General features: G+C 67.4%; 13 protein-coding genes. 8 read left to right on the top strand and 5 right to left on the bottom strand.

The genetic code is table 11. The features are described 5' to 3' along the window. Positions 1-932 (top strand): cobyric acid synthase (locus LI92_RS16895; protein WP_046320828.1); only part of this gene is annotated, 932 nt, incomplete at its 5' end. A gap of 47 nt (positions 933-979) precedes the next feature. Here LI92_RS16895 and LI92_RS16890 read toward each other — a convergent pair. Further along, positions 980-1,444, bottom strand: a complete 465-nt coding sequence (locus LI92_RS16890) for a hypothetical protein (RefSeq protein ID WP_046320827.1) — start codon at positions 1,442-1,444, stop codon at positions 980-982. A 120-nt stretch (positions 1,445-1,564) separates the two neighbouring features. Between LI92_RS16890 and LI92_RS16885 the strand changes: the two genes are divergently transcribed. Beyond that, the gene (locus LI92_RS16885) at positions 1,565-1,855 is read left to right on the top strand and encodes an antibiotic biosynthesis monooxygenase family protein (RefSeq protein ID WP_046320826.1); all 291 of its coding nucleotides are present in this window, start codon (positions 1,565-1,567) and stop codon (positions 1,853-1,855) included. Positions 1,856-1,869: 14 nt separating this feature from the next. Next, a complete protein-coding gene (locus LI92_RS16880; protein WP_046320824.1) occupies positions 1,870-2,295 on the top strand; it encodes a nitroreductase family deazaflavin-dependent oxidoreductase in 426 nt (141 codons plus the stop codon). A 71-nt stretch (positions 2,296-2,366) separates the two neighbouring features. Here the strand turns inward: LI92_RS16880 and LI92_RS16875 are convergent, their stop codons facing one another. From LI92_RS16875 to cobC, 3 genes are all read right to left on the bottom strand, one after another. Then, a complete protein-coding gene (locus LI92_RS16875; protein WP_046320822.1) occupies positions 2,367-4,544 on the bottom strand; it encodes a glutamine synthetase III family protein in 2,178 nt (725 codons plus the stop codon). Positions 4,545-4,706: 162 nt separating this feature from the next. Further along, a complete protein-coding gene (gene cbiB, locus LI92_RS16870) occupies positions 4,707-5,636 on the bottom strand; it encodes an adenosylcobinamide-phosphate synthase CbiB (protein ID WP_046320821.1) in 930 nt (309 codons plus the stop codon). Next, entirely contained in the window at positions 5,633-6,655 is a 1,023-nt protein-coding gene (gene cobC, locus LI92_RS16865; protein ID WP_286135158.1) for an Rv2231c family histidinol phosphate aminotransferase CobC, read from the bottom strand. Before cobC ends, cbiB begins: the two co-directional genes overlap by 4 nt. A gap of 104 nt (positions 6,656-6,759) precedes the next feature. Here cobC and LI92_RS16860 point away from each other — a divergent pair, with 104 nt between their 5' ends. The 5 genes from LI92_RS16860 to LI92_RS16840 all read left to right on the top strand — a co-directional run bounded on the left by LI92_RS16860 (position 6,760) and on the right by LI92_RS16840 (position 10,344). Then, positions 6,760-7,557: a dienelactone hydrolase family protein gene (locus LI92_RS16860; protein WP_046320820.1), complete on the top strand. Its 798-nt coding sequence runs from the start codon at positions 6,760-6,762 to the stop codon at positions 7,555-7,557. 150 nt (positions 7,558-7,707) lie between these two features. Then, positions 7,708-8,274 carry a DUF7676 family protein gene (locus LI92_RS16855; protein WP_046320818.1) on the top strand — a complete coding sequence of 189 codons (567 nt, stop codon included), beginning with the start codon at positions 7,708-7,710 and terminating at the stop codon, positions 8,272-8,274. A 121-nt stretch (positions 8,275-8,395) separates the two neighbouring features. Continuing rightward, positions 8,396-9,232: an SH3-like domain-containing protein gene (locus LI92_RS16850; RefSeq protein ID WP_046320816.1), complete on the top strand. Its 837-nt coding sequence runs from the start codon at positions 8,396-8,398 to the stop codon at positions 9,230-9,232. A gap of 24 nt (positions 9,233-9,256) precedes the next feature. Beyond that, positions 9,257-9,982: a thiocyanate hydrolase subunit gamma gene (scnC, locus tag LI92_RS16845; RefSeq protein WP_046320814.1), complete on the top strand. Its 726-nt coding sequence runs from the start codon at positions 9,257-9,259 to the stop codon at positions 9,980-9,982. A 92-nt stretch (positions 9,983-10,074) separates the two neighbouring features. After that, positions 10,075-10,344: a thiocyanate hydrolase gene (locus LI92_RS16840; RefSeq protein ID WP_286135159.1), complete on the top strand. Its 270-nt coding sequence runs from the start codon at positions 10,075-10,077 to the stop codon at positions 10,342-10,344. A 9-nt stretch (positions 10,345-10,353) separates the two neighbouring features. Here LI92_RS16840 and LI92_RS16835 read toward each other — a convergent pair. Beyond that, positions 10,354-10,849, bottom strand: a 496-nt coding sequence (locus LI92_RS16835) for an enoyl-CoA hydratase-related protein (RefSeq protein WP_046320811.1), incomplete at its 5' end; no start/stop codon positions are given.

Genomic DNA, 10,849 nt, shown 5'->3' with positions numbered 1-10,849 from the left:
CGTTCTTCGGGACCGTCGCGCTGCTGTCGAGCGAGGACCAGGCACTGGTGGCGGGTTTCATCGTGAACAAGTTCCGGGGCCGGCTGCGGTTATTGGAGCCCGGCCTGGCGGATCTGGAGCGTCTCACCGCTAGGCGGGTGTTCGGCACCCTGCCGTGGCACCCGCAGCTGTGGCTGGACTCCGAAGACGCGCTCGACCTCGAAGGCCGGCGTTCGGGGCGCACCGCGGCGCGACGTGTGGCGGTCATTCGGTTTCCGCGGATCAGCAATTTCACCGACCTGGACGCTCTCGGACTCGAACCCGACCTGGACGTGGTGTTCGCCGCCGACCCACGCGGGGTGACCGACGCGGATCTGGTGGTGCTGCCCGGAACTCGGTCGACCATCAGCGATCTGGCCTGGCTGCGTTCGCGTGGAATCGATTTCGCGATCGCCGCGCACGCCGCCGCGGGTAAGCCGGTCTTGGGGATCTGCGGGGGATTTCAGATGCTGGGCCGAATGATTCGCGATCCCGCGGGAATCGAGGGAGCGCCCGGTGAGGTTGTCGGGCTGGGCCTGCTGGACGTCGAAACACGCTTTGCCGCAGACAAGGTTCTGCACCTGTCCGACGGCGGATACGAGATCCACCACGGCCGGATAATCCGGGGACCCGATGCCGCGGCCGATGACGCCCTTCTCGGCGGTGTCCGCGCCGGCCAGGTTTTCGGCACCATGCGGCACGGGTGTTTGGAGGTCGACGCGGTGCGTGCGGCATTCCTGTCCGACGCTCTCGGGCTGGCCCCGTCGGGGGTGTCCTTTCCGGCTGCCCGGGAGCGCCGGCTCGACCTGCTCGGGGACTTGATCGAGGAGCACCTGGACGTCGACGCTCTGCTGGAGCTGGCGGGCGGCGGCCCGCCGTCGGGGCTGCCGTTCCTACCGCCGGGCGCGCCGTGAGGCGGGTGTTGCCCGGTGGTAGGAACGGCACCCGAACGCGCGGGGACCTAGCCGGCTATTGAGGCGAGCTGCAGGGCGACGCCCGCGGTCAGCAGTGCGGCGACCTTGACCACCTCCAGACCCGCGTAGGCGTAGTGGGCGCGGGAGCGCTCGATGATTCCGCCTGGTGGTGCGGTCTGCGCGGCCAGCACCGCATCCGAGCGACGGCGCAGCAGGGGCCGGACCAGCAGTATCTGCCCGCTCAGCACCGCCACCGCGACGGCGACCCCGGCCAGCGCGATCGGTCCCGGGGCAGCGGTGGCCACCGCCAACACCACCACCGCCGCCAACACCACCACCGCCGCCAACACGATCTCCACCGCGTTGAGGGCCCGGAACACCAGTCGGCCGATACCGAGCCCCAGTGCAAGGGTGATCCCCGGCGCTCGGAACTTCAGTGGCGCTTCCAGGAAAGAGATCGCCAGCACCATGCCCAACCAGACAAAGACGACTGCCGCTGCCAGAGCGCTCATCCCGTCACCTCCAGGGAAATCTGTGGCTGTCGCGGGTAACGTATCTGTGTCATTCGGTAACAGACAAGGGTCTTTAGGCGGTAATCCCGGCTATCGACGCCGTCGGGCAGACTGGCAGGCGTGATTGTGGAACATGGAGTACTGCCCATCCGGCCAGGCAGCGAAGCCGATTTCGAAGCAGCCTTCGCCAAGGCGCGACCGTTGATCTCCGCTGCGCCCGGATTCCTCGGGATTTCGATGTCCCGCTCGGTCGAGTCGCCGAATCTGTACCTCTTGCTGGTGCAGTGGGAGAACATTGAGGCGCACACCGAGGGGTTCCGGAAGTCGCCGGAGTTCGAACAGTGGCGTGCGCTGTTGCACGGCTTCTACGAATCGCCGCCGGTGATCGAGCACTTCGTGGGTATCGACTAAGGAGATGGTCGCCCGTGGACGCACAGCGAACCCTGGAGTTCAACGCCCGTAACATCGCGGAGTTCCGCAGCAGCGGAGGAAAGCTGGGCGGTCGATTCGAAGGGGCCCCGGTCCTGTTGCTGACCACCACCGGGGCCAAATCGGGACAGCTGCGCACCAGCCCGATGATGTATCTGCCGGAGGGCGAGCGAATCTTCGTGTTCGCGTCCAACGAGGGCAAGGACAGCCATCCGAGCTGGTATCACAACCTGCGGGCCAATCCTTCGGCGACGGTAGAACTCGGCACCGACACCTTCGCGGTCACGGCCACCGAAATCACCGGCGCCGAGCACGACCGGCTCTATGGGATCCAAGCCGAGCGCTACCCGGGCTTCGCCACGTACCGTGAACGCACCCAGCGGGTGATCCCGGTCGTTGAGCTGATCAGAAGCGAGTCGTGACACTTCGCCTGGGATGCGTCTCTGATAGGGCAGACCCACCCCAGGCGAAGAATCTGACCACTCCCCGCGGATCAGAGGATGTAGAGCATCTCCTGATAGGTCGGCAGCGGCCACAGGTCGTCGGCCACGACACCCTCCAACGTGTCGGCAGCGGCCCGGACAGCATCCATGGCGGGCAACAGTGCCTTCTGGGCATGCGTGGCCTCGTCGAGCGCGGACTCCGCCGAATGATCGGACAGTGCCGCCTTCAAGGTGTCCAGGGCCTCGGTCAGCGCATTGATCGGCTCCGAGACGGACTGCAGGAGCGTCAGATTCGGTGTCACACCGGCTGCCGTCAATGCGGCGACGTTCTGCGCCAGCTCTGTTTGATAGCGGATCGCGGCCGGCAGGATGATGGTCGACCCGATTTCGAGCGCCAGCTTGGCCTCGACGCCGATGGTCAGCGCGTACTGCTCCAGTCGCACTTCGTAGCGGCTCTGCAGTTCGCGCTCGTTGAAGACGCCGTACTTCTCGAAGACCTCGATTGCTTCGGGCTTGATCAGTTCCGGGATGGCGTCCAAGGTGGTCTTGAGGTTGGGCAGCCCGCGTGCGGCGGCCTCAGCCTGCCAGTTCTCCGAGTAGCCGTCTCCGTTGAACACCACCGCCCCGTGTTCGGTGATGACGTCCGTGAGCAGCTTCTGCACCGCGCTGTCGAAGTCTTCGCCATCGGCCACTGCCTTCTCCAGCGCGGTGGCCAGGTAGTCGAACGAGTCGGCCATGATGGTGTTCAGGATGATCATCGGCACGGCGACGGTCTGACTCGAACCGGGCGCCCGGAATTCAAATCGGTTGCCGGTGAAGGCAAACGGGCTGGTGCGGTTGCGGTCGCCCGGGTCGGTGGGCAGCTCCGGCAAGGTGTCGACGCCGATGATCATGCTGCCCTTGCCCTTTGACGACGTCGCAGCGCCCTTGGCGATCTGCTCGAAGACATCTGCGAGCTGATCGCCGAGGAAGATCGAGATGATCGCCGGCGGCGCCTCATTGGCGCCCAGTCGGTGGTCGTTGGTGGCCGATGCCACCGAAACGCGCAGCAGCCCGGCGAACTTGTGCACGGCACGGATGACCGCCGCGCAGAACACCAGGAACTGGGCGTTCTCGTGCGGAGTGTCACCCGGCACCAGCAGTGAACCCAAGTCGGCGTTACCCACCGAGAAGTTGACGTGCTTTCCGGAGCCGTTAACCCCGGCAAAGGGCTTCTCATGGAACAGGCACTCCATACCGTGCCTCTTGGCGACAGTCTTGAACACCGTCATCATCAACTGCTGGTGGTCCGAGGCGATATTGGCCCGCTCGAACATCGGGGCCACCTCGAACTGAGCCGGGGCGACCTCGTTGTGGCGAGTCTTGGCCGGAATGCCGAGCTTGAACAGCTCCCGCTCGGTGTCCATCATGAAGCCCAGCACCCGCTCGGGGATCGCGCCGAAGTAGTGGTCGTCGAACTCCTGCCCCTTGGGCGGCTTGGCGCCGAACAGGGTGCGGCCGGCGGTGAGCAAGTCGGGCCGTGCCACGAAGAAGTGCCGGTCGACCAGGAAGTACTCCTGCTCGGGGCCGCAGAATGAGACCACCTTCTCCAGGTCGGTGTGCCCGAAGAGTTTCAGAATGCGCTCGGCGTGCACACCCATGGCCTGTTGGCTGCGCAGCAGGGGCGTCTTGTAGTCCAGCGCATCACCGGTCATCGAGACGAACACCGTGGGGATGCACAGCGTGTTGCCGTTCGGATTCTCCAGAATGTAGGCGGGGCTGGTCACATCCCAGCCGGTGTAGCCGCGGGCCTCGAACGTCGATCGCAGACCTCCGGACGGGAAGCTGGACGCGTCCGGCTCGCCCTGGGTCAGGGTCTTGCCGGCGAACTCAGCCAGTGCCTGTCCGTCCGAAACCGGTTCGAGGAAGCTGTCGTGCTTTTCGGCGGTCAGCCCGGTCATCGGGTAGAACACGTGCGCGTAGTGGGTCGCGCCCTTCTCCAACGCCCAGTCCTTCATCGCGGCGGCAACAGCGTCGGCCACCGTCGGGTCAAGCTTGGCGCCCTTTTCGAGGGTAGCTATCACCGATTTGTAGATCGCCTTGGGCAGCCGGCGTTGCATCTCCGCCCTGGTGAACACGTTGGCGCCGAAGATCTCACCGGGGGCCTGTTCGGGGTCGAAGCTGCATGCGGGGGGTACACGGGCTTCGACTTGTGCAATCGCCTGCGAGCGGGTGCTGTTTCCACTCAATGGACTTCCTATCGTTACATGTGGCGTGAGTTGCTTCACCCTAGGAAGGTTTGATGGCGGGGCTGTTACAGACGTGTGACAGGCCTAATTCAGCTCTGGACACATTTGCCAGGCCATAGCTGGAAGCCCGCGATCCCGGCCGGAGGGGCCGTCAATTATTTGTTACCTCTTGGTCCCAGAGACCAGACACCAGGTCACCGCGGTCAGGAGGGCGCCGACGCCCACCCGCCGGGCCAGCCGCGTCGTCCGCGGAATATCCGACGGTGCGGGAGCTCGACCGCAGCCCAGCCGTGCCCGATCTTCCCGCCGATTCCCGTAGTAGGTGTTCACCCCGCCGAGCTGTAGCCCCAGCGCCCCGGCAAACGAGGCTTCGACCACCCCCGCATTGGGACTGGGATGGCGCCGGGAGTCTCGGTGCCACGCCCGCAGTGCGCCTGCGGGATCAGAGCCAAGGGCAGCCGCCAGGACGCCACTCAACCTCGCAGGCGGCAGGCCCATCAGATCGTCCAACCGCGCTGCTGCCCAGCCGAACCGGACGTAGCGGGCATTGCGGTGTCCGATCATGGCATCCAGCGTGTTGGCGCAGCGGTGCGCGACCAGACCCGGAACGCCCGCCATCGCCCCCCACGCCAATGACGCCACCACCGCGTCTGAGGTGTTCTCCGCGACGGATTCGACGACGGCCCGGGCAATCTCGTCGGGTTCCAGCGCCGTGGTGTCGCGCCCGACCAGGTTGCGCACGCGGGCACGGGCAGAGTCCAGGTCGCCGGCGGCCAGGAAGGCGTGTACGGCGTCGGCTTCGCGCTCCAGTGATCGACCGCCGAGGACTGCCCAGGTGACTGCGGCGGTCAGCGCGGTGCGCGCCCAGAGCGTTCGGGCGCAGAGCTCGGCCGCATATGCCAGCCCGACGGCGCCGCCGACGAGCATCAGAACATGGGCCATCCCGCTGGCCCTGTTGTCGCGATAGGTTCGCCGCTCCATTGCCAGCGCACAGGCGCCGAATCCGGCGACCGGGTGCAGCCGTCGCGGATCGCCCCAGGCGCGGTCGGCGGCGTACCCCAGCGCCAAGCCCAGCGCCCGGCCCGCAATCACTGCCGGGCCCGGTCGAGTGCGGCCAGCAGCTCATCGGTCAGTCCCGGCGGCCGCACCGCGATCCGCACCCAACTGTCGTCCAGGCCCGGAAAGGTGTCCGCACGTCGCACGGCGATGCCGTTCTCGCGCAACGCCGTGTGCACGCCGCGCCCGACCTGGGCCAGCACAAATGGAGCCGGGCCTGCGACCAACCGCACCTCGCGCGCGGCCAGGCCCGCAGCCAGGTGCGCCCGCCAAGATGCCAGCTGCAGGGCACGCCGGTCACTTTCGCGCGCTGCCCGAGCATCCGAGCAGGCGCGCATGGCGGCCAGCGCCGGAGCCGACACCGACCACGGGATCTGCAGTCGGGCTGCCTCGGCGAGCAGCGCGGGGTCGCCAAGCAGGTATCCCGCGCGAATCCCGGGAATCGACCAGTGCTTGGTCAGGCTGCGGCTTACCAGCAGCCCCGGATGCCGTTCCCCGCAGAGAGTCTCTGGCTCACCGGGGATCGCATCGAGGAAGGCCTCATCGACCAGCACCACGCGGCCGGGGCGCAGCAGTTGGCGCAGTGTCTGTGCTGGGTGCAACACCCCGGTGGGGTTGGTCGGGTTGCCGACGACCACGAGGTCGGCGTCGGCGGGCACCGCGTCGGGGTGCAGCGCGAAGTCGTCGTCGGCCCGGCACGGCACCGTCGTGACGCTGTGACCGGCCGCGGTCAGCGCGGCATGCGGGCCGGTGTACTGCGGATGCACCACCACCGGGCAACGCCACGGCCGCATGCGGGCCACCAGGTCGAAGGACTCCGACGCGCCCGCAGTGGGCAGTACCTGTGCGGCGCAAAGACCGTGCCGGTCTGCCAGCGCGGCACGGGCCGCCGATACCTGGGGGTAGGCCACCGCGTCATCGAGGGACGCATGCAGGGCGTGCTCGAGCCAGTCCGGGCGTGGCCCGGCGTAGACGTTGACCGCGAAGTCAAGCAGGCCGGGTCCGGCCTCGACGTCGCCGTGATGGTGCAGATCCGGTTCGCTCAGCCGACTCACCCCATCGTCGCGGAAACGGGGCGCAACGCCGCGTGCCTGGCGCTTCGCGCCGATACCCTAACACTCGGGCCGCGGACGCCGGCCGAGGAAGGGCACAGGGCCACATGAAGGCACCCCAAGCAGACCTGACCGGATGGGTCGCCGAGTCATTCACCGGCGGTGGGTTCACCCATGATGTGTATCGCAAGGGGAATGGTCCCGGCGTGGTGCTCATCCCCGAGATGCCAGGAGTGCATCCCGGGGTGCTGGCTTTGGGAAACCACCTGGTGGACAACGGGTTCACCGTCGCGATTCCGTCGTTGTTCGGTGTGCCGGGTAAGGCGATCACACCCGGCTACGCATTGGCCACCATCAGTCGGGGCTGCGTGGCAAGGGAATTCGCCGGGTTTGCCACCGACAAGCAGCGGCCGGTGACCCAGTTCTTGCGGGCACTTGCCCGTGATCTCAACGAGAAGACCCCGGGTAAGGGGGTCGGGGTGATCGGCCAATGCTTCACGGGCGGATTCGCGCTGGCCGCAGCCGTCGACGACGCCGTGCTGGCTCCGGTGCTCAGCCAGCCGTCTGTGCCGATCCCGCTGACACTCAAGCAGCGCCGTGACCCCGGGCTCTCCGAGGTCGAGTTGGGCGTCGTCGCCGACCGCGCCGCCAACGAGGGGCTGTGCGCTCTCGGCCTGCGGTTCAGCGAGGACAAGATGGCTCCCGGTGACCGTTTCGCGACGCTGAAGGCCCGACTCGGGGACGCCTTCGAGGTGATCGAGATCGACTCCTCGTCGGGCAACCCGCACGGCCTGTCCCGGATGGCGCACTCGGTGCTCACCGATCAGGTCCGCGAGGCCGACGGCCACCCCGCCTACGAGGCGCGCAAGCGTGTCGTGGAGTTCCTCACCGAGCGACTGACCTAGCCGGGGAGCGAACCCGCCCGATACGGCACGGTCCGGCCACCGGTTTCGGTATCGTGAAAGAGCCGCCGACCGGGGAGCGAGCGGCGCGCCTGACTGTCCTGGCCGGTACGCCCCAGCGTGCTGCTGACCGGACAGAAGAGGTAGATCGACATGACCCAGAATCAGCTCGTCGAACCTGCCATCGTGGAAGCCGAAGGCGGTGGCAGAGAACAGGTTTGGCCGCTTCCAGTCGGTAAGGCCGACCTTCTGAAGCTGTTGCACCTGTGCTTTGACGAGTACTGGGACGAGATCTGGTTCGGGACCATCATCCAGGGTGCCGCCTGGGAGGTGGTCGCTCCGAATGCACCCAAGAAGATCTCGGTGGCCGACGGTTACGCCACCGTCGACTTCGGCCGCTGGCACTTTCACCTGTGCATCGGCAACCACGTCGGGGCGCCCCGGGAATTGCGGAAGATCCGTCAGTGCGCGCGTGCGGAGCTGTACCGCTTCTTCGGGCGCGACGGCGATCCCTCGTCGTGGGGGGTGCGGCTGTTCAACGGGCGCGACGAGCAGATGATGACGGTGCTGCTGCCGAACCCGTTTCTGACCAACGATCAGCAGGTCCGGGCCGAACCGGCGTGGGAGCAGCTGGAGCTGTGGGACCGGCTGCGCTCGGAGTTCCTGGGGCTGGGACCGGATCCGCTGGACCGGGCCGGCAGCCGCATCACCTGCGGCTGAGCCCGGCCGAACGGACCCTTATCCCGGCCCGTCTTGCGGGTTATGCTGTGGTTTCAGCGCGTGACAAGTGTGGCCGTGGGCCGTAGTCAATGCGGCCGGCGACCGGTATCGAGGATCGCCCATGACAACAGCTGCCGAACGCGAAGAACAGCTCTCGCTGCTGTCCCGGCTGCGTGCCACCTTTCCGGAGGATCCGGAATGGCCCATGCCGGATCAGGTCAGCCGGGATCACTACTGGGCCTATCTCAAGACGAGCCACGACGTCGGTGGGGAACCGGCGGCCCCGGGGGTCTTCGAGAACAAGGAGGAAGAGCGCTGGGAACTGATGACCTACGTCCTGTGCGAAACGCTCGGGTGGCGCGGGATCTGGGTCTCCGAGGAACGCCGGCGCATCGGCAACGTCGACGTGGGTCGTGCGGTGTACCTCGGCCTGCCCTACTACGCCCGATGGCTGTGGTCGGTGGGCCGCGTGCTGATCGAGAAGCAGCACATCACCTCCGGCGAGCTGACCCAGCGCCTGGCGCAGGTGTACGACCGGCTCGCCGGGCTGCCGGCGGGTGCTCACCTGGATGCCCAACCCCGCTGCGAAGGCGACGGCTCGGCCGTGGCCCGCAACAAGCACCACCTGGAAGCGGTGGGCGTCGGCGACCCGCAGAGATTCGCCGGGCGTGCCGGCCCAGCCCGCTTTACGCTCGGTGACCGGGTCCGGGTACGCAATCTGCCCGTGATGTTCTACACCCGCACTCCCGAATACGTGCGCGGCGCCACGGGCACGATCGCCGAGGTCGCCTATGAGAGCCCGGCGCCGGAGGACGAATCGTGGGACCGCGAGGACGCCCAACCCGAGTGGTTCTACATCGTGCGGTTCAACCAGACCGAATTGTGGGATACCTACACCGGGCCGGCCCACGACAGCCTGCAGACCGAACTTCCCGAACGCTGGTTGGAGCCGGCCTGACACCTGCGACGGAAAGGCCCGCCCATGCACGATCACGACCACGATCACGACCACGCCCGCACGGTCAAGCCGATGGTCGAAGAGATCACCGACTTCGAAGTCCTCGAGATCGCGCTGCGCGAACTGTGTATCGAAAAGGGGCTGTTCACCGCCGAAGAGCACCGCCATCTCACCGAGTACGCCGAGAACATCGGCCCGACCGCGGCCGCCCGCCTGGTCGCCAAGGCCTGGGTGGACCCGCAGTTCAAAGCCGCGGCCCTCGCGGACCCGATCGCCGCATGCAAACAGGTGGGTGTGGACTGGCTCGAACCCACCGGGTTCGGCACGCCCAGCGACTTCGTCGCCTTCCACATTCTCGAGGACACCCCCACCGTGCACCATGTCATCGTCTGCTCGCTGTGCTCGTGCTACCCGCGGCCGATCCTGGGTAACTCCCCGGAGTGGTACCGCACCCCGAATTACCGGCGCCGGATCGTGCGCTGGCCGCGGCAGGTTCTCTCCGAGTTCGGTCTCGATCTCGGCGAGGACGTCGAAGTGCGGGTGGAAGATTCCAACCAGAAGCACCGCTTCATGGTGATGCCGATGCGGCCGGCGGGCACTGAGGGCTGGACCGAGGACCAACTGGCCGAGATCATCACGCGGGACTGCCTGATCGGCGTCGCCCTGCCCAAGCCCGGGGTGAGCAGCAACGTCATCACCAAGACCCGGCCGGCGAACAACCCGGTCACCGGCAGCGGTGCGCCGTCGTGAACCCCACCGTCCCCGGTCCACAGCCCGCGGGACACACCGAGCTCATTGCGACACTGGCCGAAATCGCCGAACGCAACCAGTCCTGGCCGGTCATGGCGGCCAAGTACGGCGTGGAAAACCCTCTGCCGCCGTGGAAGACCAGCCTCGACGGGATGTGCGATGCCCTCGATGCCGGGAGCTTCACGTTCAAGGACCGCCGCGACGAGGAGGACGCGCTGTCGACGACCCGCTATCGACAGTTGCCGTTCCCGGAGAACCAGCTGGTATCGCTGGCGCACTCGCTGATCGCCCGCGGGGTGATCGGCGAAGCCGAACTCGCCCAGCGGCTGGCGGCGGTCCGCGCCCGGCTGGAAGCGGGCTGAGGTATCAGCTCAGGCTGTCAGGGCCGCCACGGCCGGGCCGAACATGGTGGCCTTGATCGCGCCGAGGGTGCCCGGATCCTTGCCCACCAGCGGCCGCAGCATCTCGACCGCGGCCGGGGCCACCGCGCCTTCGCCGGCGGTGGCGTCCACGATCGCGAAACGCTCGGCGTCCACCCCGCCGAATCGGCGGCCGGTGGTCATGGACGCCACCTGCGCCTGCGGGGCGAGCTTGGCCTGGATCAGCGCCGCCATTCCCGGGGTGAACGGGATCCGGATGTCGACCTCGGGCAGGCAGAAGAAGCCGCGGTCGGCGCGCATCACCCGGAAGTCGTGGGCCAGTGCCAGCATGGCGCCGGCCCCGAAGGCGTGGCCGACGACGGCCGCCGCGGTCGGCATGGGCAGCGTCAGGACGCGCGCCAACAGGGCCTGCACCCGTCCGACGTACCACCCGGTGCGCTCGCCGTTTGCCATCAGCCAGTCCAGATCCTGTCTCTTATACACATCT

This window comes from Mycobacterium sp. UM_Kg1, assembly GCF_000972925.1.
GTDB lineage: Bacteria > Actinomycetota > Actinomycetes > Mycobacteriales > Mycobacteriaceae > Mycobacterium > Mycobacterium hiberniae.
This window is presented reverse-complemented; position numbering and strand designations above follow the sequence as displayed.

What these genes read in the sequence shown, in the direction of transcription:
- LI92_RS16890 (WP_046320827.1), bottom strand. Translation starts at nt 1,444, where the DNA reads ATGAGCGCTCTGGCAGCGGCAGTCGTCTTTGTCTGGTTGGGCATGGTG.
- LI92_RS16860 (WP_046320820.1), top strand. Translation starts at nt 6,760, where the DNA reads ATGAAGGCACCCCAAGCAGACCTGACCGGATGGGTCGCCGAGTCATTC.
- LI92_RS16855 (WP_046320818.1), top strand. Translation starts at nt 7,708, where the DNA reads ATGACCCAGAATCAGCTCGTCGAACCTGCCATCGTGGAAGCCGAAGGC.
- LI92_RS16850 (WP_046320816.1), top strand. Translation starts at nt 8,396, where the DNA reads ATGACAACAGCTGCCGAACGCGAAGAACAGCTCTCGCTGCTGTCCCGG.
- scnC (WP_046320814.1), top strand. Translation starts at nt 9,257, where the DNA reads ATGCACGATCACGACCACGATCACGACCACGCCCGCACGGTCAAGCCG.
- LI92_RS16840 (WP_286135159.1), top strand. Translation starts at nt 10,075, where the DNA reads ATGGCGGCCAAGTACGGCGTGGAAAACCCTCTGCCGCCGTGGAAGACC.